Annotated in this window: 20 protein-coding genes; 10 read left to right on the top strand and 10 right to left on the bottom strand. The window is 58.8% G+C overall.

What is annotated here, in order from left to right; translation table 11 throughout:
* Positions 1-107 precede the first annotated feature (107 nt).
* Positions 108-1721 carry an FMN-binding glutamate synthase family protein gene (locus AC1QQ2_RS10545; RefSeq protein ID WP_479713107.1) on the top strand — a complete coding sequence of 538 codons (1614 nt, stop codon included), beginning with the start codon at positions 108-110 and terminating at the stop codon, positions 1719-1721.
* A gap of 1 nt (position 1722) precedes the next feature.
* Here AC1QQ2_RS10545 and AC1QQ2_RS10540 read toward each other — a convergent pair whose 3' ends face one another.
* From AC1QQ2_RS10540 to AC1QQ2_RS10530, 3 genes are read right to left on the bottom strand one after another with little or no spacing between them, the layout of a single operon-like run.
* Complete coding sequence (locus AC1QQ2_RS10540; RefSeq protein WP_479713106.1) at positions 1723-2754, bottom strand: ABC transporter substrate-binding protein; 1032 nt, start codon at positions 2752-2754, stop codon at positions 1723-1725.
* Entirely contained in the window at positions 2751-4142 is a 1392-nt protein-coding gene (locus AC1QQ2_RS10535) for a sensor histidine kinase (RefSeq protein WP_479713105.1), read from the bottom strand. Before AC1QQ2_RS10535 ends, AC1QQ2_RS10540 begins: the two co-directional genes overlap by 4 nt.
* Positions 4135-4806, bottom strand: coding sequence for a response regulator transcription factor (locus AC1QQ2_RS10530; RefSeq protein WP_479713104.1), 672 nt, complete (start codon positions 4804-4806; stop codon positions 4135-4137). The genes AC1QQ2_RS10535 and AC1QQ2_RS10530 overlap by 8 nt, the downstream gene beginning before the upstream one ends.
* Positions 4807-4993: 187 nt before the next feature.
* On the opposite strand from AC1QQ2_RS10530, the gene AC1QQ2_RS10525 reads away from it, so the two are divergent.
* From AC1QQ2_RS10525 to AC1QQ2_RS10515, 3 genes are all read left to right on the top strand, one after another.
* A complete protein-coding gene (locus AC1QQ2_RS10525; RefSeq protein ID WP_479713103.1) occupies positions 4994-5983 on the top strand; it encodes a Bug family tripartite tricarboxylate transporter substrate binding protein in 990 nt (329 codons plus the stop codon).
* A gap of 85 nt (positions 5984-6068) precedes the next feature.
* The gene (locus tag AC1QQ2_RS10520; protein ID WP_479713102.1) at positions 6069-6500 is read left to right on the top strand and encodes a tripartite tricarboxylate transporter TctB family protein; all 432 of its coding nucleotides are present in this window, start codon (positions 6069-6071) and stop codon (positions 6498-6500) included.
* A gap of 9 nt (positions 6501-6509) precedes the next feature.
* Positions 6510-8048, top strand: coding sequence for a tripartite tricarboxylate transporter permease (locus AC1QQ2_RS10515; protein WP_479713101.1), 1539 nt, complete (start codon positions 6510-6512; stop codon positions 8046-8048).
* Positions 8049-8107: 59 nt separating this feature from the next.
* On the opposite strand, the gene AC1QQ2_RS10510 is transcribed toward AC1QQ2_RS10515, so the two are convergent.
* From AC1QQ2_RS10510 to AC1QQ2_RS10480, 7 genes are all read right to left on the bottom strand, one after another.
* The gene (locus tag AC1QQ2_RS10510; protein WP_479713100.1) at positions 8108-8791 is read right to left on the bottom strand and encodes a TetR/AcrR family transcriptional regulator; all 684 of its coding nucleotides are present in this window, start codon (positions 8789-8791) and stop codon (positions 8108-8110) included.
* Positions 8788-11832, bottom strand: a complete 3045-nt coding sequence (locus AC1QQ2_RS10505; RefSeq protein WP_479713099.1) for an efflux RND transporter permease subunit — start codon at positions 11830-11832, stop codon at positions 8788-8790. Before AC1QQ2_RS10505 ends, AC1QQ2_RS10510 begins: the two co-directional genes overlap by 4 nt.
* Positions 11829-12875, bottom strand: coding sequence for an efflux RND transporter periplasmic adaptor subunit (locus AC1QQ2_RS10500; RefSeq protein ID WP_479713098.1), 1047 nt, complete (start codon positions 12873-12875; stop codon positions 11829-11831). Before AC1QQ2_RS10500 ends, AC1QQ2_RS10505 begins: the two co-directional genes overlap by 4 nt.
* Entirely contained in the window at positions 12872-13912 is a 1041-nt protein-coding gene (locus AC1QQ2_RS10495) for an efflux RND transporter periplasmic adaptor subunit (protein WP_479713097.1), read from the bottom strand. Before AC1QQ2_RS10495 ends, AC1QQ2_RS10500 begins: the two co-directional genes overlap by 4 nt.
* 271 nt (positions 13913-14183) lie before the next feature.
* The gene (locus AC1QQ2_RS10490) at positions 14184-16376 is read right to left on the bottom strand and encodes an NADP-dependent isocitrate dehydrogenase (protein WP_479713096.1); all 2193 of its coding nucleotides are present in this window, start codon (positions 16374-16376) and stop codon (positions 14184-14186) included.
* 153 nt (positions 16377-16529) lie between these two features.
* The gene (locus AC1QQ2_RS10485; RefSeq protein WP_479713095.1) at positions 16530-17636 is read right to left on the bottom strand and encodes a THUMP domain-containing class I SAM-dependent RNA methyltransferase; all 1107 of its coding nucleotides are present in this window, start codon (positions 17634-17636) and stop codon (positions 16530-16532) included.
* Between the two features lie 68 nt (positions 17637-17704).
* Positions 17705-17995 (bottom strand): hypothetical protein, encoded by a 291-nt coding sequence (locus tag AC1QQ2_RS10480; RefSeq protein ID WP_479713094.1) that lies wholly within the window; start codon positions 17993-17995, stop codon positions 17705-17707.
* 246 nt (positions 17996-18241) lie between these two features.
* Between AC1QQ2_RS10480 and AC1QQ2_RS10475 the strand changes: the two genes are divergently transcribed.
* From AC1QQ2_RS10475 to AC1QQ2_RS10450, 6 genes are all read left to right on the top strand, one after another.
* Positions 18242-18880, top strand: coding sequence for a hypothetical protein (locus AC1QQ2_RS10475; RefSeq protein ID WP_479713093.1), 639 nt, complete (start codon positions 18242-18244; stop codon positions 18878-18880).
* A 12-nt stretch (positions 18881-18892) separates the two neighbouring features.
* The gene (locus AC1QQ2_RS10470) at positions 18893-20284 is read left to right on the top strand and encodes an O-antigen ligase family protein (protein WP_479713092.1); all 1392 of its coding nucleotides are present in this window, start codon (positions 18893-18895) and stop codon (positions 20282-20284) included.
* A gap of 29 nt (positions 20285-20313) precedes the next feature.
* Positions 20314-21033, top strand: coding sequence for a metallophosphoesterase (locus AC1QQ2_RS10465; RefSeq protein ID WP_479713091.1), 720 nt, complete (start codon positions 20314-20316; stop codon positions 21031-21033).
* A gap of 62 nt (positions 21034-21095) precedes the next feature.
* On the top strand, positions 21096-23216 hold the full coding sequence (locus AC1QQ2_RS10460) for a GumC family protein (protein ID WP_479713090.1): 2121 nt from the start codon (positions 21096-21098) through the stop codon (positions 23214-23216).
* Between the two features lie 380 nt (positions 23217-23596).
* Positions 23597-23806: a hypothetical protein gene (locus tag AC1QQ2_RS10455; protein ID WP_479713089.1), complete on the top strand. Its 210-nt coding sequence runs from the start codon at positions 23597-23599 to the stop codon at positions 23804-23806.
* Positions 23803-24053: hypothetical protein (locus AC1QQ2_RS10450; RefSeq protein WP_479713088.1), on the top strand; the 251-nt coding region annotated here is incomplete at its 3' end. The genes AC1QQ2_RS10455 and AC1QQ2_RS10450, both read left to right, overlap by 4 nt.

Here is a 24053-nt window from a genome sequence, read left to right as displayed (position 1 = left end):
GCCCCGATCTATAAGAAACCAGTTACAGATGTCGTCTAAACTATGGGAATGGTCGCGCGGCAGAGGTCGTGCAATGATCGAGAACTACGCCTGAATAGGGGACTTTTATGACGTCTTTCTTACTGCGATACGCTACGTTTTTCGGGGTCGCGATTGCCTTTTTGCTCTCGCTCTTGCTGCCGCAAAACAACATCTTCACGCCGATCGTCTCTATCATCTTGGGCATTCTGACGCTGCTGGGCCTCTTGGATGCGATCCAAACGAAACACGCGGTTTTGCGGAACTTCCCGCTGCTCGGTCGGGTGCGGTATTTCTTTGAAATGATCCGCCCTGAAATTCGTCAGTACCTGCTTGAGGGCGACGACGAAGAGGTGCCGTTTTCCCGCGATGCCCGCGCCATCGTCTACCAGCGCGCCAAAAACGTTGAGGACAAACGCCCCTTTGGCACGAAAAAGCGCGTCTATGAGAGCGGCTATCAGTGGCTCACCCACTCGATCCGTCCCGTAAAAATCGAGGATAAGGATTTCCGCGTGTCCGTCGGCGGCCCCGATTGCACGCAGCCCTATAACCTCTCGATCTACAACATCTCCGCAATGAGCTTTGGTGCGCTGTCGGCCAATGCGATCTTGGCGTTAAACAATGGCGCGCGCATGGGGGGCTTTGCCCATGACACAGGCGAAGGCGGGATCAGCCGTTACCACCGCGAAGGCGGCGGCGACCTGATCTATGAAATCGGCACGGGCTATTTCGGCTGCCGTGATGACGAAGGCCAGTTTTCCCCCGAACAATTCGCGAAAACGGCTTCCTCTGATCAGGTGAAAATGATCGAGATTAAGCTCAGCCAAGGTGCTAAACCCGGTCAGGGCGGCGTGCTGCCTGCCGCGAAAATCACCCCCGAAATCGCAGAGGCCCGCCACATTCCGATGGGCGTCGATTGCGTGTCACCGTCCAGCCATTCGGCCTTTGGCACTCCGATCGAAATGATGCGCTTCATCGCGCAACTGCGTGATCTGTCGGGCGGCAAACCTGTGGGCTTCAAGCTCTGCATCGGGCACCGCCGCGAATTTATGTGCATCGTCCGCGCCATGCTGAAAACGGGCATCACCCCCGATTTCATCGTGATCGACGGCAAAGAGGGCGGCACGGGTGCGGCCCCGCTGGAATTCGCGAACCACATGGGGATGCCCTTGGTCGAAGGTCTGACCTTTGCGCACAACACGCTCCGCGGCGTTGGCCTGCGCGACAAAATCCGTCTGGGCGCTTCTGGTAAACTAGTCCAAGCCTTTGACATCGCCCGTGCCCTCGCGCTGGGTGCGGATTGGGTGAACTCTGCTCGTGGGTTCATGTTCGCGGTCGGTTGTATTCAGGCGCAGGCCTGCCACACGAACCACTGCCCGACAGGGGTCGCAACGCAGGATAAAATGCTGCAACGCGCGCTGAACCCCGTGGACAAGGCCACCCGCGTCGCCAACTTCCACCGCAACACGCTCAAGGCGCTGGCGGATATGACCGGCGCTGCGGGCCTGTCCCATCCGGGGAAATTCCTGCCGCACCACCTGATGATGCGCGAAAAAGCGGGGGACATGGTCACAGGCCACGAGGTCTACCCCTACCTCCCCGAAGGGTTCCTCTTGCGCGAGGAAGAGGACAACCAAGGCTACCTAAAACGCTGGCGGCGGTCCTCTGCCGAGAGCTTCTATCCCTTCGACGACGGGATCTGATCTACGGAATTGGCGGGGCAGCGAAAGCGTCCCGCCATTGCGCAATAAACCGCTCCGTCGCATGGCGATCCAAGGCCACCAGCAGCGGTGGCCTCAGCGGAATAAACCGCCGCGCACTGGGCAGCAGCCCCGTTTCCGACCGATCATCGGGGAACACCAAACCCATCTGCTTCACGATCCGCTGCCCTTTGGGGGATAGGATGAAATCCAACAGCCGCGCGGCCTCGGTCGGGTGGGTGGCATTGGCGGGGATCATATAGGCGCGGGACAAAAACAGCGTGTAATCTTCGGGCAGGATCACACCCACGTTGGTGGCGGTCGCGTTCTGCACATAGGACCCCAGCACATTATACGCGATCAGGAACCGCCCCGAGGCCACATCGTCGATGATCTCAGCCGAACAACAGGTCGCCACCGCATCAGCCCGCGCAAAACCTTCGAGAAGCGCACCAAAGGTTGTCGCCTCAAGACTGTCGTTGAACGCATAGAGATACCCAAGGCCCGAGGCCTCAATATCGTAGGTCGCGATATGGCCGCGATATTTGGTCGGGTTTTGCCGCATCAGGTCGAGCAGTTCGAACCGACTATGCGGCACTTCACTGACGTCGACGAGGTCGGTGTTATAGGCCATGACCGCAGGTTCTTCGGTCAGCCCCCACAGCTCGTCCCGCCATCTGCGCGAGGGGGGTAGGGCGGTCGTGAGGTCCGACACATAACGCGCCGCACAGGCCATATTCACGAGGTCGAGCATCTGATGCACCGCTGAGGAAAACACGGCATCGGCGGGGCTGGTGTCGGTCAAACAGGCCGCTTTGCTTGCCTCATAGAGCGCGTTTGACCCCCATTGTTCGTAGTGCACCGACAGGTCGGTGTTATCCTCGGTAAAGGCCTCTAGAACGGGCGCGATGATCGCGATGTCGGTCGTGGACCGCAGGGTTAATACGGTCGGGCCGCTGCCAAAATTGGTTGTGGCTTCTTGGGCGGCGAGGGGGGAAGAGACGGCGATCAGTGCCGCTGTTAGGATCGGTTTCATGCCTGATCCTCCGCCACATGAGGCAGGACGAGAACGACCGAAAACCCATGCTGTGTCTTTTGCATTTCCACTTTCCCGTCAAAGGCTTGGGCCACCGCAGTCACAATAGATAGCCCAATCCCCGCGCTATCCTCACGCGACGATGCCGTCCGTTCAAACCGCGACCCGAGCCGCGCGAGCACCGCATCATCAGGCCCTTTGCCCGCGTCCTCGACCCAGAGGATTGCGCGATCTCCGTCTTGCTTCACGCCAATCCGCACGGGCGGCGTGCCATAGCGCAGTGCGTTCGACAAAAGGTTCTTTACCGCCTCAGAGAGCGAAAACTCATCCGCGCTCACCAGCACAGGATCGCTGCCGATGACCAGTTCAACTTCGACATTCGGCGCCAGCAATTCGTGGTCGCGACTATCCACAATGTCCAAGGCTACATCGCGCAGGTCCACCATCGCCCGTGGCACGCTGTCCGTGCGGTGAATGACCAAGGCCCGCGACAACATCTGATCCAGCAGAACCCCCAGCGACCGCGTTCGTTTCAACAACCGCGCAATCGCGACCTGCGCCCGTTCGGGGTCGCCCTCTTCGGTCACCGATTCCGCTTGGGCACGGATCGCGGCGACGGGGGTGCGCAATTGGTGCGCAGTGTCCGAGATTAGGTTCCGCATCGCGTCGATCTGCCGATCCAACCGCTGCATAAACCTGTTCATCGCATGGAGGATCACGCCCACCTCTGCGGGCACGTTCTGATCGTCCAAGGGCGTCAGGTCATAAGGGTCACGCTGCGAAAACCCGCCCGCAATCGCCTCGAGCGGACGCAAGGCCGACCGCACGATAAAGAACGCGACCAGCACCAGCGCGGCACCCGCGACCCCCACAGGGATCAGTGCGTCCAAGGTCAAATCGAACGCCATCTGGTCCCGCGCTCGTCGTGTTTGCCCGACCGTTACCCGCACCACGCCTGAAAAATCGCGTTCGGAGAAACGACGGGTCACGTCGACGAACCGCGCATCCTCTCCGTTCATCGTCCCATCATAGAGTTGCTCAGCATCCGCGCGTCCCTCGCGCAGCGGCGCCGTCTCGTGCCCCGTCAAAAGCGTCAGATCAGGGCCGCGCACGGCATATGTGATCCGATCATCGGGCGCTTGGGCCAGCAGTTCAAAGGCTGAGACGGGCAAGTCCGTCACAGGTTGCCCGTCGATGATCCGAATGGACTCTGCGATGTCGTTCGCAGCGCCGATCAGGATACGGTCATAGGCTTGGCGGGCTGCTTGTCGCCCGTTGCTCCACGCCGTCAACGTCACCAGAACGCCGCCCAAAAACAGGATCGTCAAAACGCCCGTCATTACGCGGGCCAAGAGGCTTCTGGCGCGGGGGAGGGCGAGGCTACTCATCAACGCTGATCCGATAGCCAACCCCGCGCTGGGTCGCGATGGTGATCGGGCTGCCCGCGAATTTCTTGCGCAGCCGTGCGATGTATAGCTCGATCGCGTTCAGCCCCACATCGGCATCCGAAAAGGTAAACAGCCCGTCATAAAGCCGCTCTTTGCTCAGCGGTTGACCGGGGCTGCGCATCAATAGACCGAGCAGAGCAGCCTCGCGGCGGGTTAAATCCAACCGATCCCCATGAAGCGTCGCCGTCATCTGCGCGGGCGAATACTGTAGCGGACCCAACGCAACGGTATCGCTTTTCTGCTCGGACTCGCGGCGGAACAAGGCCCGCAATCGTGCCTCTAGCTCGCGCTGATCAAAGGGTTTCACCAGATAGTCATCCGCGCCAAGGTCCAGCGCCCCAACGCGGTCGTCCACCGAAAACAGTGCGGTCAGCATCAGGACAGGCGTCCGATCCCCGCCAGACCGCATTTTGCGCAACAGTTCGGTGCCAGACCCGTCGGGCAAGTTGATGTCGAGGATGATCGCGTCATAGCTCTGAACGGCCAGAAAATCTTCGGCCCCTTCGACGCTAGCGGCGTGATCGCAGGCCATCCCAGACCGCGACAGGCTGGTGACAACCGCCTCGGCCAAATCGGTGGCATCTTCGACCATCAAAACGCGCATCGCCGTGATTCCCTTTGGTAAGGCCCTGATTTGCCGCGAAAATCCCAGTGACAGGTTCGTGACAGGTTTATCGGATACTGATCTTGCTTAACCCGCGATGAGGATGCTGCAAAGGGCGGTATGGGACGCGGGTCGAATTCCAAAGCAGGGGGCTAAGCCCGCTGTTTGACACACCAAGGAGGAAACCATGACATTCAAAGCGACTCGTATTGCGATCATCGCAACCCTGCTGGGCGCAAGCGCACTGACCGCATCTGCCGAAGGCTATACCCCTGAAAACCCAGAGTGCATCGCACCTGCGAACCCTGGTGGTGGCTGGGACTTCACCTGCCGTCAGGTAGGTAAATCGCTTCAGGATCAGGGTCTGATCGGCTCGACCATGCAGGTTGTGAACCTCGCTGGTGGCGGTGGCGGCGTTGCCTTCGCAGAAGTTGTGAACAAGCGCGGCGATGACAACGACCTGATCGTTGCAGCATCCTCGGCAACGGCAACTCGTCTGGCTCAGGGCGCATATCCGGGCAACACCATGGATCAAGTCCGTTGGCTGGCATCGGTCGGCGCTGACTACGGCGTGATCGCAGTTGCTGCTGACAGCGAAATCGACAACCTGACCGAACTGCTCGACATGGTTAAAAACGACCCGACCTCGATCTCGGTCGCTGGTGGTTCGGCTGTTGGTGGTTGGGACCACCTGAAGGTTCTGATCGCTGCAAACGCTTACGGCATCGACGATGTTCGTTCGGTTAAATACATCGCGTTCGATGGCGGCGGCGAAGCTGTAACCCAGCTGCTCGCTGGTTCGGTTCAAGCCTTCACTGGCGACATCTCCGAAGCCAAAGGTTTCGTAGACTCGGGCGACATCCGCGTTGTGGCTGTTCTGTCTCCTGAACGTCTGGGCGGTGATTTTGCTGAATTCCCGACCGCACGTGAGCAGGGTGTAGACGCAATCGGCGCGAACTGGCGCGGGTTCTACGCACCGGGCAACATGTCGGACGAAGCCTACGACGCTTGGGTTGCTCAGATCGCAACGCTCTACGCTTCCGACGAGTGGAAACAGATCATGGCTGACAACGGCCTTGCTCCGCTCGACCTGCAAGGCGCTGAGTTCGAAGCCTTTGTTGCCAACTCCGTTGCTCAGATCGAACAGATCTCGCGCGAAATCGGCATCATCCAGTAATTAGGTCACAGACCTTTTTATGATCGGACGCCGCGGGGTTCTGCGGCGTCCACATTACACCATCCGCCCCAAAATGGAGATCCCAATGAGCGATCGTATTTTTGGCGTCGTCGGAATTCTTTTGTCCATCGGTTTTGCTTTTTCTGCATTCGCGATCCAAGAAAGTTTCCTATCCGACGCTGTTGGTCCCAAAGCTTTTCCTCTGATCATCGCAACGATCCTCGGTCTGTCGAGCGCGGTCATCGCGTTCCGTCCCGATCCTGAACCCGCATGGCCTGCCTTGGGCCGTCTGGTCGAAGTTGGCGCTTCTGTTGTCGTCATGCTCCTCTATGCACAACTGCTGCCAGAGCTGGGCTTTGTCATCGCGACCGCATTTGCAGCGGCCTATCTGTCGTGGCGTCTGGGGGCTTCGGTCCTCGGTTCGATCCTGACGGGTGTCGGCACCTCTGTGGGTATTTACGCGGTGTTTCACCTCATTCTCGGCCTGTCGCTCGCGCGCGGTCCCTTCGGTTTCTAAGAGGGCAGCATGGAACTTCTCGCAAACCTCGGCGATGGTTTTGCCATCGCACTGACATGGCAGAACATCGGCCTCGCGCTGTTGGGCTGCTTCTTGGGCACCGTGATGGGTGCGCTGCCGGGCCTCGGGCCGTCGAACGGCGTGGCGATCCTCATCCCGCTGGCCTTCACTCTTGGACTTGGCGCGACACCTTCGCTGATCCTTTTGACCTCGGTCTATTACGGCGCGATGTATGGTGGCCGTATTTCGTCGATCCTTCTCAACATTCCGGGTGATGAACCCGCGATGATGACCTGTCTCGACGGCTATCCGATGGCGAAAAAGGGCATGGCGGGCGAAGCTCTCTCGCTCTCTGGTATCGCATCCTTTGTTGGCGCTTTCCTCGCCACTTGGGGTCTGATCCTCCTCGCGCCGCAGCTGGTGAAAATCGCGCTCCTGTTCGGACCTGCCGAATACTTTGCGCTCTTCGCCTTGGCCTTTATGACGCTTGGGGGCGTTTCCTCCACGAACCAAGCGAAATCGGCCTTTGCTGCGGCGCTTGGCCTTGGGCTGGCGATGATCGGTGTGGATACGCAAACGGGCGTCCCGCGCTTCACCTTTGGCGAAGTGCACCTCTACGACGGTCTCGACTTCCTCGTGGCGATTGTGGGCCTCTTTGCTCTGTCCGAAGTGTTCATCTTCCTTGAAACCCGCCACGGCGAAGCCAGCGGTTCGGGCCGCAAGCTGGAAATCGGTCGTCTGACACCGCCTTGGGCTATGATCAAACAATGCACGCCGACGATGCTGCGGACCTCGTTCCTTGGCTTCCTCGCGGGTGTTCTGCCAGGTGCGGGTGCATCGCTGGGTTCGTTCATCAGCTATTCGATGGAAAAGCGTCTGGTCGACAAAGAAGGCACCTTTGGCACGGGTGATCCGCGTGGTGTTGCAGCACCTGAGGCTGGCAACAACGCCGCCGCTGGTGGTGCGCTGGTGCCGATGCTGGCGCTGGGCGTTCCGGGGTCGGGCACAACGGCGGTTCTCTTGGCCGTGCTTCTGTCGCTCAACATCACACCGGGTCCGCTGTTGTTCACCCAGAACCCTGACGTGGTTTGGGGCCTGATCGCAGCACTCTTCATCGCGAACTTTATGCTCTTGGCGATGAACATCCCGATGGTGGGCCTCTTCACACGGCTCTTGCTGATCCCGCCACGTATCCTGATGCCGATCGTTGCAATGGTTAGCTTTGTCGGGATCTACGGGATTTCGGGTTCGACCTTTGACCTCATGGTGATGATTGCCTTTGGCGTCATGGGCTGGATCCTACGTAAATTCGACGTGCCGCTTGTGCCGATCATCCTCGGAACGCTCCTTGGCAACGCGATGGAGAACAACCTCCGCCGCGCGATCACCATCGACAACGGCGACTGGTTCACCCTGATCGACAGCCCACTTGCGCTGTTCCTCTGGGCCATTGCGATCATCGGCTTCATCCTGCCTCTGATCATCGGTGCTAAAGTGAAAAAGGGTATGCACGCACGCCGTGACGAAGAAGGCGCGATCAGCGACTGATCCCGCCCTCCCTGAATGAACCAAAGGCCGGTGTCATCACGACGCCGGCCTTTTTCGTTTTAGGGGGTAGAACGCCCCGCGCTGCGTGCGATCAGCAGATCGTCGGGCACCGTGATGTCGGGCACAGGCCGCGCTGCGATCTCTGCGGCTTCATCAGGGGCAATCCCCAACATCCGCAAAATCGCTGCCGCATAGGACGGCAGGTCGACCGTTTCCCCTGCCAACAACCGCCGCAAAATAGCGAGGCCTGTTGTCTCTAAGATGTCCGCCGCCGTTTGTTCGGACATTGCGCAGAACCGCCCCGTCTCAATCCCCATGCGGATGATCGGCGGGGTGGTTTCGCGCATCATGCTGCCTTGACCCAACCCACGGGTGCCGAGTTTCGCGGTGAAATCCAAATAGAGCGGATATTCCATTGCGATCCGAATAAACCAATTCAGCCCGTAGGACAGAGCCACGGCGGGGTCAGTCTCTTTGCTGGCGGTAGATGATACGACCGAGATGATCTCTTCGGCGAGGTTGAACTTCGCCTCTTCCAACAGCTCGTCGATAGAGCGGAAGTAGTTATAGAAACTGCCCCGCGAAACGCCCGCCTCGTGGATGATGTGGTCGATCAACGTGGCCTCTGGCCCGCGTTCAGCAAAGACCAGCGTCGCGGCCTCGATCAGCCGTTTGCGCATCTGCACCCGCCGCTTTTTCGCGACGAGTGTTCGATGGTCAATGCAGCGTTTCAGCGGGCTCATGCGGCCTCCTTGGGGGCTTTGACGCCAAAGACAGCACAATAAAGCGCGGGTGCAAAGAGCAGTGTGATCAACGTCCCCGCAATAATCCCGCCCATCATCGCATAGGCCATCGGCCCCCAGAAAATCTGGTGCGAGATCGGGATCAGCGCCAGCGATGCCGCCGCCGCAGTCAAGAGGATCGGACGCGCACGGCTATCTGACGCCTCATACACCGCATCCCAGCGGGATTTGCCCTCGGCCCGCAGGTCTTCGATCGCTTGAACCAGAATGATCGAGTTGCGGATCAAAATCCCGACCAAGGCCAAAACGCCCAAGATCGCGACAAAGCCCAATGGTGCGCCCGAACTTAGCAGCGCAGCGACAACACCGATCAGACCCAGCGGAGCGACTGCCAGAACCACGAACATCAGTCGGAAGCTCTGCACCTGCACCATCACGAGGAACAAGAAGATGATCAGCATCAACGGCACAACAGCCGCAATCGGGGCCTGACTTTCCGCGCTCGATTCCACGGGGCCGCCAACCTCGACCTTGTAGCCGTTCGGCAAATCAGCGCGGAAAGCGTCGATCTGATCGGCGAGGTCGTTGACGATGGTTGCGGGCTGGTCATCGGTATTGATCGCAGCAACGACCGTGATCGTCGGCACGCGGCCCTCTTGTTTGATGACGGGGGCCTCGGTCGTCCAATCCAGACGCGCAATCGACGCCAGCGGAATGAGCGTCCCGCCCGCCGTCGTCACCTGAAGGTTTTCCAACGCCCGCAGGGTGGTGCGGTCCTCTTCGGCACCACGGGCCACCACGTCGATCAGCGCGGTATCATCGCGCAATTGGGTGATTGTCGTGCCCTCGTAAAGGCTCGACAACACGCCCGCGACATCGGATTGGGTCAGGCCCAATTGACGCAAACGGGTCTGATCCAGATCGACGCGAACCACGCGGGTCGGTTCGTTCCAATCAAGGCTGATCGCCCGCAGACGGTCATCGGTGGACAGGAGCGCCGCCAGTTTGCGGGCCTCATCACGTAGTACAGCGTAATCCTCGCCAGAGACGCGATATTGCACGGGTTTGCCCACTGGCGGCCCGAGCGCGATAGAGGTCGGGAAGAATTCGACGCCCACGCGGGCATCGGAATAGGCGTTCACCGCAGCGATCAGGCTATCGCGCTCTGCAATGCCTTTGGTCTGAATGATGATCTGTCCGGTCGACGGGGCGGACGGCGGGCTGTTCAACGTCAGAACAAAGCGCGGCGCACCTTCGCCCACATAGGCGGTCCAGTAGTCCACGCCCTCTTGATCGGCGAGCCATGCCTCGAACGCAGCAACCTCGCGGTTGGTCGCATCAAAGCTCACGTTTTGGCGCATGGTCACATCCACAACCACTTCAGGACGGTCGCCCGTGGGGAAGAACTGCTGTTCGACGAACTGCATCCCCATGACCGAAATCACGAAAATCCCGATGGTCGTGGTCAGTGTCACCCACTTGAACCGCATCGCTTGAACGAGGATTGCGCGGAAGGATTTGCGCAAACGGCCAGCCTCAGTTTTGTGGTGCTTCAACTGTTTCGGCAGGAACGCTACGCCCAACACGGGCGCAAAGAGCACCGCGACCACCCAGCTCAGGAGGAGCGAGATCGCGATCACCCAGAAGAGCGAGTTGGTAAATTCACCCGCGCTCGACCCGTTTAGGCCAATCGGGATAAAGCCCGCCGTGGTGATCAACGTGCCCGTCAGCATCGGAAACGCGATAGAGGTCCACGCATAAGACGCGGCCTTGCTCAGGCTTTCGCCCAGTTCGAGCCGCGAAATCATGGTTTCAATCGCGATCATCGCGTCATCGACCAAAAGGCCGAGCGCGATAATCAACGCGCCTAGCGAAATCCGCTGAAGCGTGATCCCCATCGCGTCCAAGATGACAAAGGTCATGGCAAGAACGAGAGGGATCGCCAACGTCACCACCAGACCCGCCCGAATACCGAGCGAGATAAAGCTCACGGCGAGGACGATCACAACCGCCTCGATCAGGGCTTTGACAAAGTGACCGACGGATTCCTCAACAACCTTGGGCTGGTCGGCTACCAGATTAACCTCGATCCCGATGGGCAGACGGGTTTGCACCTCTGCCATGAGGGCCTTTAGCTCTTCACCAAAATTCAGAATGTTCTGGCCTTCGCGCATCCCGATGATCAGGCCAATCGCGTCCTGCCCGTTGTAGCGGAACAGTTTCGACGGCGGATCGTCGTAGCCCGCAGTGACGGTCGCAACATCGGCCAAGGTAAAGAACGTATCGCCCGACCGCAGCGGCGCATTGGCAAGCTCGTCAGCGGTGTTGAACTGACCAGAGACGCGGATTTTGATGCGCTCTTGGGGCGTGTGAATGGTGCCTGAGGGCACGATTTTGTTTTGAGTTGCCAGCGTGTTCAGCACGGTCTGCGCATCGAGGCCCAGAGCGGCAAGGCGGGAGTGCGAAAACTCGATAAAGATCGCCTGATCGCGGGTGCCAATCAGATCGACACGTCCCGCAGCATCCAAAAGCTGCACCTCGTCCGCGATATCCTCGACATAGGCTTTCACGTCCTCAGGCGCGAACCCGTCCCAAGTAAAGGCATAGACGTTGCCGAACACATCGCCAAAGCTGTCGTTAAAGTGGAAGCCCTGAAATTCCGCAGGGAAATCGCCGCGAATGTCGGACATCATCGCGCGAACACGGGTCCACGACTGGTCAATATCGCGACCGCGCACCGTATCGAGAAGGTCCACATAGACAATCGCACGGCCCGCGTAGGTGACGGATCGAGTGCTATCGAGGCTGTCCAACTCTTCGAGCTTGCGTTCGATGCGGTCGGTGACCTGGGTCAGGGTTTCTTCGGCGGTGGCACCGGGCATAACGCCCGTGATGACCATCGTGCGGATGGTAAAGGATGGGTCCTCTTCGCGGCCCATCGAATTGTAGGACACCAGACCAGCGACCAGTGACATGATCATCAGGAACCAGACAAAGGATTTATGGCGGAGCGCCCAATCAGAGAGGTTAAAGCTTTTCATTCGATGTGGTCTCCGACGATCTGGCCTTCGGTCAGGGCATGAACGCCACGGGTGATAATTTCGTCGCCAATGCGGACGCCTTGGGTGATCACGGTGCGATCTCCTAGCTCGGCGCCCTGCGTGACGGGGGTAAAGTGAACGCTGCGGTCGGGCGAGGTGACGGCCCAAACGCCAAAGGTGCCGTCACGGTCCAAAATCGCATTGGTCGGCAGCGTGACAAAGGGCGCGTTGTCGCCAATAGGCGCCGCCGTGACCAAGGCCCCGATGCGGTAATCCTCGGGCGGATCGATCAGCGTTAGGCGCAGGCGGCGGGTGTCCAGACGGCCCTCGGCCACTGGATCAACCAAACGCAGTTGCGCGGTGACAGGGGCGATGCCGCTGGTGTGGTGCTGGATGTCGAACATCGCGTCATCAGGCAGCAGGTCGAGGATCGCGGTCGGCATGTCGATCACGGCCTCAAGGCCCGACAGATCTGACAGCGTCAGAATCGCGGCCCCTGCGTTGACGGTCGATCCGACCTCGACCTTGCGGGCCAAGACGATGCCGTCATAGGGCGCGGTCAACTGGCCGTATTGTGCGGCCTCGGTCGCTTGGCGCAGGGTGGCATTCGCGTTTTCCAACTGTGCGATGGCCGCGTCATTATTGGCGCTGATCGCTTCGAGCTGGGCATCGGAATAGACGCCACGCGCGGCGAGTTCGGTCGCACGGTCAAACTGGCTCTGCGCGAGGTCGGCGGCGGCACGGGCGGAGTCCACGCCAGCGGTTGCGGCGAGGAAATCCTGTTGAAGCGTGATCTGGTCAAGTTCGGCCAGAACCGCCCCTTTTACCACGCGGTCCCCCACATCGACCGAAAGGGTCGCCAAACGACCGCCCACGCGGAACGCGAGGTCGGTTTCGGTGCGCGGCTCAATCAGGCCCGTAAAGGCGCGGTGGCTGGCAATATCGGCGCTGACGATTTCGGTCACGACGGGGCGTGGGGTGGCGTCTTGGGCCAGAACGGGTGTCGCGGCAAAGAGTGCGAGGATCAGGGCAAAACGGGTCATTGTTGCGCCTCCGTGTAAACTTCGCGGCCCGCATAGAGGACTTGCGAGCCTGCGCCGACGATCTGTTCGCCTGCTGTGATGCCACCCGAGATGGCGATCTCTGCCTCACGGTAGCTGGCGATGGTGATAGCGCGTGGGCTGACGGTCATGGTGGCGGGGTCAACGACCCAAACTGCGGGGCCGTTCGCGGTGACGAACAGCGCGTCCGCGGGGAGGGTGATGACGGGGTCGCTATCCAAGGTCACACGCGCCTCGACCAATCCGCCCAAGGGCAGGTCGGTGTCATTTGGCAAGTGCGCCGTCATTTCAACGGTGCCTGCAACGCTCACCACGGGGGAAACTTCGGCCACGAATGCGATGATCGTCTCGCCGCCATCAATCGGCGTGATCGCAACGGGGAGGCCGATGACAGAGTTTAGGTTGCCTATGTCGGGCACGTAGAATTTCGCATCGAGCCGTCCATCGGTCGCCAGTTCGAGGATTGATGCCCCAGCGCCAACGATTTCGCCCGGCTCGGCGTTGCGTTCGGTGACGATCACATCCTCAATCGCGTGGAGCGTGGTGTCATTGAGCCCTTGCTGCGCCTTGTCCAGCTGGGTTTGCGCCTGCCGATAGGACGACTGCGCGCTGAGGAAGGATTGCACGGCCTCGTCCAGATCGGCTTGGGTTGCGGTGCCGCGGGACAGGGACGCCTCTACGCGGTCCCGCGATTGTTCCGCCTGTTTGAGGCGCGCCGCGACGGCCTCTAGCGTCGCTTGTGCCGCATCGCGTTGCGCCTGCGCGGTGGTGGCGTCGAGGCGGGCGATCTCTGCGCCTGCGGCCACATGGTCACCCACGTCCGCGAAAATATCGGTGATCAAACCGCCCGACCGAAAGGACGCGGGGTAGCTGTTTTGCGCCTCAACGATCCCGACCAGCGTGTAGTCGCGCGTAGGGGAGGATTGTTCAGCGGTGACAATTTCGACCAGCAAGGGCGGCTCTGCCAAAGCAGGGCAAGCGAGTGCTGTCAGAAACAGGAGGGGGGAAAGAAATCGCATGTGATCCGACTCGGAATTCAAGTTAATTGACAGAAATGTCAAAATGACACTGATGTCAAATTCAAATTTTGACGGGGCCAAAGTCTGGGCGACAGAGGCCGTTCGAGTCGATCATGCCAAAGAAAGTTTACGACCGTGCTAATGCACCGTGACGGTCGTTCGAGGGGGAATATCAGGGGGTGGTTAGTGGAATGTTAGTTCTACTTTTCCAACTTCACGAACGAAAAAGGGCGGGGAAAACCCCGCCCTTCTATCACTATTTCAATCTGGATTAGCCGATGATGGCGTTCAGCGTTGCCGAGGGGCGCATCACCGCTGCGACCTTGGCTAAGTCTGCATGGTAGTAACCACCCAGATCAACTGGCTTGCCTTCGCCGGCTTTCAGTTCCGCGAGGATCGCTGCTTCGCCGTCGGCCAGCGCCTTAGCGATCGGTGCGAAATGCGCTGCAAGGTCGGCATCGTCCGACTGTGCCGCCATCGCGTCAGCCCAGTAACGTGCGAACCAGTAGTGCGACGAACGGTTGTCAGCTTGACCAACTTTACGCTCTGGCGAGTTGTTGTTCTCGAGAACCTTCTGGGTCGCATCCTCAATCGCAGCACCGATGACGCCAGCCTTAGCCATGCCTTTGTCGGCGAGGAACTTGAACGATTCACCCAGCGCACAGAATTCGCCGAGGCTGTCCCAACGCAGGTGGTTTTCTTCCATCAGCTGCTGAACGTGTTTCGGAGCCGAACCACCTGCGCCCGTTTCGAACAGGCCGCCGCCCTGCATCAAGGATACGATCGACAGCATCTTAGCCGAAGTGCCCAGTTCGAGGATCGGGAAGAGGTCGGTCAGATAGTCGCGCAGAACGTTGCCGGTGATGGTGACAACGTCGTTGCCTTTGCGCATTTCCACGAGGGTAAAGCGGGTGGCTTCACGCGGTGCCATGATCGGAATGTCGATGCCAGCTTCTTTGAGGGCAGGCACAACGTATTTGATCAGTTCAGCATCGTGTGCGCGGTTCGCATCGAGCCAGAACGCAGCCAGACCAGTTGCCTTGGTGCGGCGGATCGCGAGTTGGATCCAGTCCATGATCGGTGCTTTTTTCGCGGTTGCCGAACGCCAGATGTCGCCTTTTTCAACAGCGTGCTCAGAGATCACGTCGCCGTTGTCGAGAACGATACGCACGGTGCCCTTAGCCGCGATTTCAAAGGTGGTCGGGTGCGAACCGTATTCTTCGGCTTTTTGCGCCATCAGGCCAACGTTGGACACAGCGCCACAGGTGGTGACGTCCAGTTTGCCAGTCTCTTTGAAGTAGTTGATGGTCTCGTCGTAAACGCCTGCATAGGAGTTGTCCGGAATGCAGCATTTGGTGTCAGCCGCTTTGCCGTCAGGACCCCAGCCGATGCCGCCAGCGCGGATCACAGCCGGCATGGACGCGTCGATGATCACGTCGGACGGCACGTGCAGGTTGGTGATGCCTTTGTCGCTGTCGACCATGTACATTGCAGGACGCGCAGCGAGGGTCGCCTTGAGGTCAGCTTGCAGCTCTGCATCGCCAGCGATCAGTTTTTCCAGATCGCCGATGCCGCCGTTCGGGTTCCAGCCCAGAGCGTCCAGTTTCGCGCCGTGCTTCGCGATGAAATCTTCGAGGTAGACCGAAACGAAGTGACCAAAGATGATCGGGTCAGAGACCTTCATCATGGTAGCTTTCAGGTGGACCGAGAACAGAACGCCCGGTTCCATGCTGTCGATCTCTGCCTTTACGAAGTCACGCAGCGCAGATGCCGACATAAAGGTGGCGTCGACGATTTCGCCCTCTTGATACTTCAGGCCCGATTTCAGAACGGTCTCGGTGCCGTCTTCTGCGGTGTGAACGATTTTCGCGCCGCCAGCTTGGGCTGCGGTGATCGTGGTCGAGGTTTCATTGGCAAAGAAATCATTGCCCGGCATCGACGCAACGCAGGTTTTCGAGGTCGATTTCCATTCGCCCATCGAATGCGGATTGGCCTTTGCGTATTCTTTAACAGCCTTCGCCGAGCGACGGTCAGAGTTACCTTCGCGCAGAACAGGGTTCACAGCAGAGCCCTTGATCGCGTCGTAACGTGCCTGAATTTGCTTTTCTTCGTCCGACTGCGGATCGGTCGGGTAGGCTGGGATCGCGTAGCCTTGGCCCTGAAGTTCTTTGATCGCGGCAACGAGCTGCGGAACCGATGCGGACACGTTCGGCAGTTTGATGACGTTTGCTTCGGGTGTTTTTACCAGTTCGCCAAGCTCTGCAAGGTCGTCATTGACGCGCTGCTCTTCGGTTAGGAACTCAGGGAATGCCGACAGGATACGGGCCGCGACCGAGATATTGCGGGTTTCAACGGTGATGCCGGCAGCGCCAGCAAACGACCGAATGATCGGCAAGAGCGATGCGCTCGCCAGTTCGGGGGCTTCGTCTACGGTGGTGTAAATAATGTCGGGGGTGTTGGCCATGGGTCGCTTCTCCGCTGTTGTCGCTGGCGCGTAGGGCAAAAATACAAAGGCGCAGAACGCCCGTGCGATTGCGTTCCGCTTAATAAACAAAGGCACTCAAGTCAATGTGTGCCATTGTATACCGAGCGATTTTTGGCGGGCGTATTGTCGCGCTTAGGGCAGGGGCGCGGTTTGCCACAACTGAATACGCAACCCGCCATGCGACACGGGTTTGTTTTCGGGCAGGAATTTCAGCCCCGTTGTGTGGGCGAGGGCGGGTTCCGAGGTGATGATCCCGACGCGCCAGCCGCTGAACCGTTCCAGCAGCGTTTTGCCCAAGGCCCCATAGACCGCATAAAGCAGTTTTTTATTGCCGATGCGGGCGCCGTAGGGCGGGTTCACGATCACGATGCCCTTTGGCCCGTCGGGGCAGGGCAGGTCACTGACCGCATGATTGGCAAAGGTGACCATATCGGCCACGCCCGCGCGTTCGGCGTTCTCCTTGGCGCCTTTGACGGCACCAGCATCGCGGTCGGACCCGTAGAAGGTCAGCGCAGGCCGTTCCGTCGGCGTCGTCGCGCGCATCGCATCCCACGCCGCAGCGTCAAAATTAGACAGCAGTTCAAAGGCAAAGCTGCGGTCACGCCCAGGGATCAGACCCGCCGCGACTTGCGCCGCCTCAATCACAAAGGTGCCAGAGCCGCACATCGGGTCCACGACGGGTTCCGACCCGTCATAGCCCATTTGCCGCAGGAACAGCGCCGCGAGGTTTTCGCGCATCGGTGCCTTACCGACAAAGGACTTGTGGCCGCGTTTGTGCAAGCTTTCGCCCGAGGTATCGATGCTGATCGTGCAGAGGTCGTCTTCGATCCGAACCTTAACGGTGATCGGGGCATCCTCGGCCAGCGTCGCGCCAAAGTCCTCAGTCAGGGCGGATTCGATCCGTTGGCGGGCGGCCTTGTCGTGATAAATCTTGGACTTGCGGCAGGTGACTTCGACCTTCAGCGGGACATCCTTGCGCAGCACATCGCCCCAAGGGAATTTCCGCGCCCGTTTGTCGAGCTGGGCAAGGTGCATCACCCGAAACGACCCAATCCTCACCAGAACCCGCGCGGCCCCACGCAGCTGCAGGTTGGCGCGCCAGACATCCGCCCATGTTCCGCGAAAACTCACCCCGCCCATGCTGGTGACGGGATCGGCAAAGCCCGCGGCTATCGCTTCTTCAGCGAGGACTGTTTCGAGGCCAGGAGCAACAGAAAGGAAGATGTCTAAATCGGTCATGCGGCGTCTTTATCGGTAAAACCACCGCCGCGCGAGGGGCAAGCGTATTGCGCGAGCGTTGCCGATGGTTAATGCGGGCTGCAATTGCGCGGACGACGTGGGACAGGGAAACGCGGACCGTGATCATCGTCACGTCCATAATGGTTCCCGCGATTGTTCGATCGGCCCCGATCATCATCCCAATCCCGACCATAGGATCGCATAATTTCGCGAACAGGCGTCACAACCTTTTGGCGATTCGACTGCTGCAACATGGCACTCACGAGATACCCGCGGTTCGATTGGCTGGAAAAGCTCTTTGCCTGCGCACCAGAGGCGAAAAATAAGGCGATAATTGCACTGATCATAACTAAACGCATTTCACACTCCTGAACACTAAGCTGACCCTGTTGTCGCACAAATCGTGGATTTTCTCAAACCACTGAGTGACAAAAAGTCCTTAAAAATAAAATAAAATTTGATGGTTTTAGGGCTGTTGGAAATCATCGCCCGCGTTAACCAAATATACGGTCTTTGCTTGATATTTTTCTGTCTGTGATTCCTTCTATGGTTGTTTTGTGTCGCGCGCCCCGCTGTTGGAAAGATGTTCAGTGCTAAGAGTTTTGTTGATCGCTATTTCGGTCGGAATGATCGCGGTGACCTTGCCGATGATCCGGTCAGAGCATGCTGGCCTCTTTACCTATTTCCGCGATTTTGCGGATTTAGAGGAGGCCACGCGGGATGGCGCCCTTCCGCCCGCGCTGTCGCGGTTCGTGCAGGTCGGGCAGATGTGGTCCTGTGACGGGTTGAATTCGACCGCCGCGCTTGAGGCCGAACCGCAGGATAGAGCCCGAGTCGCGCAAGCATGTTTGGCGCGGGCCGAGGCGATTTTGGATAGCGTCCCGACTATGTCTGCGGCGCATCAGGCGCGGGCGGCGGCCTTATACGCGTTGGGCGAAACCGAAGAGGCAGTTTATGCCAAAGCATTGTCACAGATCACCGGTCCGAATGAGGGTGGATTGGCGCTGCGACGGCTGGGCTTGGCCTACCAGCTGTCAGCAGAGAGACCGTTTAACCAAGGCGATGAGGCGGACGCGATTCTGATCCTCGGCTCTGCGGGGTACCGCGATTATTTGGTCGATTACTTTCTGTACTACACAGTTCAGCGCGATTGGTTGGTCTCTGTTCTGCAAGAAAAATCGGGAAATGCTGATTTTCTACAATCGCTTAGGGATCGGTTGGCCGAAGAAGCGGTGCAGGGATGATGGGGGCTGGTCGTGTTCACCTTTGAAGATGTTGGCGCGGTGCGGTCCCATAGCACAGCTCGCGGAGCGTGGATGGCAAAGGTCTACGGCCCGCTGTTGATCGTCCTCGTCCTCTTGTCTGCGGTTGCCGCGGGCGGGGATCGACCGCTTGTGTGGCTCTTGATGACGCTGAGTTTGGCTGTCCTCGGGCTGGTCTTTGGGGCGGTTCAGGTCATTTGCGACCGTTGCCGCGCCGATCCTGTCGAGGGGCAGATGGCGATTATAATGCCCGTCGTGGCCGCAATGGGCTTTGCTGTTCTGCAAATGTTGCCGCTGCGGTTTGATCCGACAGGGACTTTGCCGCCCGACCTCTGGCCCGATTTTCTGACGATCAACCGCACGGCTACGGTTCTCGCGTTGGTGCGGATGTCGGGGTATCTGCTAATGTTCTGGCTCTTGATCAGCATAGTCGATAGCGCCGCGCGTGTGACCCAGATGGCGACATTTTTATTCTGGGGGCTCTTTGCGCATGCGGTTTGGGGGCTTTTGGCGTTGTCGTTCTTTGGCGATATCCACTTTTGGGGCGACAAACTGGACTACGTAGAGTCGGCCACGGGAACATTCATTAACCGAAATTCCTTTGCAACGTTCCTCGGAATGGGGGTGTCGTTGGGCGTTGCGCTGACCTTCAGGCGCGCCTTCTCGCCGTCGATCCGCATGCCCGCTGGCCCCACGGCGTGGTCGCGGCATAAACTAAATGTTGTGGCGTTGACGACGGCGACGATCGTGATTTTAGCTACGGTGTTTGCCACGCAATCGCGGTTGGGGACCATGGCGACCGTCTTGGGTGCCGCAGTCTCTTTTGGCCTCATGATGTCCAAGGCTAAACGGGTGCCGTGGGGCCAGATCAGGCGAACCGTAGTCTTAGGTGGTGTTACCGTATCGGCGATCCTTTTGTTTATGGGGCAAGGGGTTCTGGATCGCTCGATACTCACCGTTGCGGGTAGTATTGATCGATTTGAGCTATATCGCGAAGTGATCGGGATGATCGCCCACCGCCCCCTGATGGGTTTTGGGTTGGACGGCTTTCCTGATGCGTTCGAGCTTTACCATGAGTCTGCGCTGGACCCGTCTTTAGTCTGGGACCGGACGCACAATACCTATCTGGCCCTTTGGGTTGAATTGGGCATGATCGCGGGGAGCCTTCCGATGCTCGCTGTTGCTATTGCGGTCGTTAAAGCGTGGCGAAACATAATGCGCAGATCGGACGGGTACGCGACCTCAGCGGCCGCAATCGGTGCCACAGTGACGGTCGCGGTTCATGCGTTAGGGGACTTTAGCCTCGAGGTCGCGGGGAACGTTTACCTCTTTGTCGCTCTGATAGCGCTGGGCGTGGCGCGGTTCCGCAGGGCGGGGGGCGGATGATTGGGTGTTGGCGCAAATCACTACGGCGGATGCTGCATCTGCCGACGATGCCTGTCGCGATCTATGCGGTGGGCGATATTCACGGGCGGTTCGATCTATATCAACGGTTGGAGCAGCAGATCATAGAGGACGCCGCGACGATTGACGGGCCAAAGCTGCTGATCTTGCTCGGTGATATTGTGGACCGCTCGGCAGGGGTGTCGGGGCTCATCGACCACCTTCTTGCGCCTGATCCCGCGGGGATCCAGCGCGTTACACTCTGTGGAAACCATGATGATATGATGTGCCGATTTCTGGATGATCCGGCGGGCCATCGGGCGTGGTTAGACTGTGGCGGTGCTGAGACCTTGGCCTCTTATGGGCTGCATCTGGGTGAAGCGAGGACCTCGACTAAGACGTTGAAACATCAGCTGACCACCTCAATCCCGCTCGATCATCGTGACTTTCTCATGGGCTTGCCGCTGTCGCTGACCGTTGGCGACTATGTCTTTGCCCACGCGTCTTTTGACCTCGATAAACCTGACGCGCGGCAGGACGCGCAGACCCTCATGTGGGGCAATCCCGCTCTGGCTGATCGGGCAAAGTCGAAGCGCATTTTGATCCACGGTCATGTGATTGAGGACGAACCCAGTATCCGCCCAAACCGCATTTCGATTGATACGGGCGCGTATAAAACGGGCATTTTGACGGCTGTTCGGCTTTTGGCGGGGGAACGCGGCCCTGCCTTCCTCTCAACCAAACCCGAATAAACCAAATTTAAAACAATTTGGGCCAAAACCTGTTCTGACGCCCCAACTGCCGAGTTTTCAGAATGACGACGCCCCCGCGAGAGACGATTGATATCAAGGACCTACTGTCGATCCTGCAGCGTCAGGCGCGGCTGATCGGGGTCACGATCTTTGTCTTTTTGAGCCTCGCGTTTCTCTTTCTGGCCCGTGCTGTGCCGCTCTACACCGCGACGGCCTTGATCGAAGTCGACCCCGCGGGGCGCAGTCTGCTCGATCCACAGGACACACAGCGGGCGGCGGCGACGATGGCGGATGCGCGGCTGGAAAGCGAGGTTGAGAAATTGCGCTCTAGTAGCCTCGCGCTCGATACCATCCGCGACACCGAACTATACCTGACCGAAGAATTCGGCGTATCGCTAAGCCTGACGGACCGCGCGAAACAGGCGATTGGGCTTGAACTGCCAGAGCCGCCGACGGGGCTGCAGGTGGTGCAGGCGACCTTGGGGCGGTTTAACGATGCGATGTCGGTGCGCCGTCGGGGGCTGACCTACCTTGTCGCTGTGTCATTCACCTCGGAAATTCCGACCCGCGCGGCTGAGGTCGCGAACGCCCACGCTCAGACTTACATCCGCAGGCAGCTTGATGCGAAAGTGCAGGACGCATTGGCGGGGCGCGATATTTTGCGGGCGCAGCTCGATCTGGCGCAGGCGCAATTGGCGGCGACCGATGGGGCGTTTTCGGACTATGTTAACCACAACCTTGATCGGTTGATGGCCGAGTCTGGATCGATAGTCGTCGAGAACCTGCGCGATCAGATGACTGCCGCCGCGGCCACGCGGGTCGAACTGCTGCAATCGCAAACACGTGCACGTGCCGCGTTGGAGGCATCAGATTTTGACACCCTCGCCAATGAAATCGGTGACGCGACCCTCGTTGCGTTGACCGAACAACGCAGCGTTCTGGCCCGTCAAATTGCGGGCAAGGCTGAAGGAACGGCAGAGGCCATCGACCTCGCTGCAGGGCTTGCCGATCTAGAGGCGCGGATCGCGACAGAGGGTGCGCGTGCTGTGTCGCAACTCGACGCGAGTGTGACGGGGTATGAGACAGCCGAATCCGATCTGCGGGCGCAACTTCAGACCGAATTGCTCTCCAGCCCGCTCAGCCCGCAAACGCTGACCGAAGTCTATAGTCTGCAACAAGAGGCGCAGATCGCGCAGCGCCAATACGACACGATGCTCTTGCGACTGCGCGAAATTGAAACGCAGGCGTTGGTGCAGATTGCGGATAGCCGTGTCGTGTCCGAAGCCCTGCCGCCGCGCCAACCGTCCTACCCGAACAAGAATCTGATCCTCGCCCTCGCGCTGTTTGTGGGGATTAGCGCCGGGATCACACTGGCCTTTGCCTATGAATATTTTGTCGGCGGCGTCACCTCGGCCATTCAGTTGGGTAATCTGCTGCCTGCCCGCGTCGGCGCTGTGATTCCGCGTGAGGCGCTGCCTGCCGATCAAAAAACGGTCGCGGATAAAGTCGTGAATGAGCCGATGTCGTTGATCGCGGAGTCATTCCGTCGCCTGCGCGCTGCTGTCGATCGCGCTTGCCCTGATGATCCGGGGAAGGGGAAGGTGATCATGGTGTGCTCCTCCGTTCCCGCCGAGGGCAAGTCGACCACCGCGTTGGCCCTTGCGCGGACCTATGCGGCGGCGGGCAAAAAGACGCTGTTGATCGACGCCGATCTGCGAAACCCGAGCCAGCACAGCTTTATTGGCTGCGAACCAAAACATGGGATCCTCGACTATCTCTTGGATGAGGTCGACGGAGATGAGGCGTTCTATGATGCCGATCCGAAGTCGTCACTGGGTGTGATGATGGGCCGTCGGAGGTCGATGGTCCCGACCGATGCACCGCTGCAATCCACCACCTTCCGCGACCTCATCGCAAATGCACGCGGGGCCTTGGACGTGATTATCATCGACACAGCGCCATTGGTCCCCGTGGTCGATGCCCGCTATATTGCACCGCTGGCCGATTGTGCGGTCCTCTGCGTCCGCCACGGCATCACCAAACAATCCGAACTGCGAACCAGTTTCGACCAATTGACCGACTCATTGCGCAGCGGTGCCGAAGTGGTCACGGTTCTCAACTGCTACGAGGGGCGCGACAAAACATACCGCTACGACGGCTATTACGGCTACGCAGGCAAATAGGTCACAGATTTCAGGGGGATACCCAGTGGAGGCGAGTAGGAGAATCGAATATTTTTACTTAATATATTGATTTTATTGAAAAATAAAAAATGATTAGTGCCATTGATCTGGGTATTTTTAGTGCCCTTCTGGGCGAGCGTGATGGCGTAGTGCCTAGCCCTTGAGCTCATGTTTATCTGTAAGTGGTATCAATCCAAGTTGTCGAAATGTCTCCACGGCTCCTCAACTCCCAAGCCTATCATAGGCTGTCTCAATCCTTTCTATGAATGTCTCTTAACGGCGGATAAACGTGATCCGCCGAGCGTTGTCGTTGGCGCGTGAGAGGCATTCATCGAGCGGATTGCTCGACAACGAAAATCAACGAAAGACGGAGAAATCCCATGAACATTATGACTACGGGCAAAGAGTGCCCTGTCACGATCCACGACTATGGCTGTGGGTATGGCAAAACGACAATGATGATCGAAGGCTTCACTGATAATGAGCGTTACCTAGTAATCGTTCCTTACATCTCAGAGGTCACTTGGACTATTGACCGTGATATGATTGTGTTCACTGAGCAGGTTGCTGATTGGGAGGGTGAGGAATGACTGCGGTTCCCAATAAAAAGAAACCGAACTCAGTTGCCAAGAAGAAGTTCGGCAAGACCTATCCAATCGTTAATAGCCCAGAGACTACGCTTAAAGATTTCTGGCTACTTCCTTTGTCAAAGGTCACAAACCGAGATGGCTCTGTGGTCTTTAAGCATGAGGCGGAGCTTGAATCTGGACACAAGCTAATTGTTGAAACAAGTGCCCAACTCAAAATCGGTCACACAAAACTATTTGATGTGCTGAT

Origin of the sequence: Aestuarium sp., from assembly GCF_023253315.1 — a bacterium.
Taxonomy (GTDB): Bacteria; Pseudomonadota; Alphaproteobacteria; order Rhodobacterales; family Rhodobacteraceae; genus Marivivens; species Marivivens donghaensis.
The sequence above is the reverse complement of the archived record's forward strand: the minus strand, read 5'-3'. Positions and strand labels throughout refer to the sequence as shown.

Bases quoted from the DNA above. Each gene is read 5' to 3' on its own strand.
- AC1QQ2_RS10510 (WP_479713100.1), bottom strand. From the start codon at position 8,791: ATGAGCCCGCTGAAACGCTGCATTGACCATCGAACACTCGTCGCGAAA.
- AC1QQ2_RS10490 (WP_479713096.1), bottom strand. From the start codon at position 16,376: ATGGCCAACACCCCCGACATTATTTACACCACCGTAGACGAAGCCCCC.
- AC1QQ2_RS10460 (WP_479713090.1), top strand. From the start codon at position 21,096: ATGACGACGCCCCCGCGAGAGACGATTGATATCAAGGACCTACTGTCG.
- AC1QQ2_RS10515 (WP_479713101.1), top strand. From the start codon at position 6,510: ATGGAACTTCTCGCAAACCTCGGCGATGGTTTTGCCATCGCACTGACA.
- AC1QQ2_RS10480 (WP_479713094.1), bottom strand. From the start codon at position 17,995: ATGCGTTTAGTTATGATCAGTGCAATTATCGCCTTATTTTTCGCCTCT.
- AC1QQ2_RS10545 (WP_479713107.1), top strand. From the start codon at position 108: ATGACGTCTTTCTTACTGCGATACGCTACGTTTTTCGGGGTCGCGATT.
- AC1QQ2_RS10530 (WP_479713104.1), bottom strand. From the start codon at position 4,806: ATGCGCGTTTTGATGGTCGAAGATGCCACCGATTTGGCCGAGGCGGTT.
- AC1QQ2_RS10455 (WP_479713089.1), top strand. From the start codon at position 23,597: ATGAACATTATGACTACGGGCAAAGAGTGCCCTGTCACGATCCACGAC.
- AC1QQ2_RS10500 (WP_479713098.1), bottom strand. From the start codon at position 12,875: ATGACCCGTTTTGCCCTGATCCTCGCACTCTTTGCCGCGACACCCGTT.
- AC1QQ2_RS10505 (WP_479713099.1), bottom strand. From the start codon at position 11,832: ATGAAAAGCTTTAACCTCTCTGATTGGGCGCTCCGCCATAAATCCTTT.
- AC1QQ2_RS10525 (WP_479713103.1), top strand. From the start codon at position 4,994: ATGACATTCAAAGCGACTCGTATTGCGATCATCGCAACCCTGCTGGGC.
- AC1QQ2_RS10540 (WP_479713106.1), bottom strand. From the start codon at position 2,754: ATGAAACCGATCCTAACAGCGGCACTGATCGCCGTCTCTTCCCCCCTC.
- AC1QQ2_RS10495 (WP_479713097.1), bottom strand. From the start codon at position 13,912: ATGCGATTTCTTTCCCCCCTCCTGTTTCTGACAGCACTCGCTTGCCCT.
- AC1QQ2_RS10465 (WP_479713091.1), top strand. From the start codon at position 20,314: ATGCTGCATCTGCCGACGATGCCTGTCGCGATCTATGCGGTGGGCGAT.
- AC1QQ2_RS10535 (WP_479713105.1), bottom strand. From the start codon at position 4,142: ATGAGTAGCCTCGCCCTCCCCCGCGCCAGAAGCCTCTTGGCCCGCGTA.
- AC1QQ2_RS10520 (WP_479713102.1), top strand. From the start codon at position 6,069: ATGAGCGATCGTATTTTTGGCGTCGTCGGAATTCTTTTGTCCATCGGT.
- AC1QQ2_RS10485 (WP_479713095.1), bottom strand. From the start codon at position 17,636: ATGACCGATTTAGACATCTTCCTTTCTGTTGCTCCTGGCCTCGAAACA.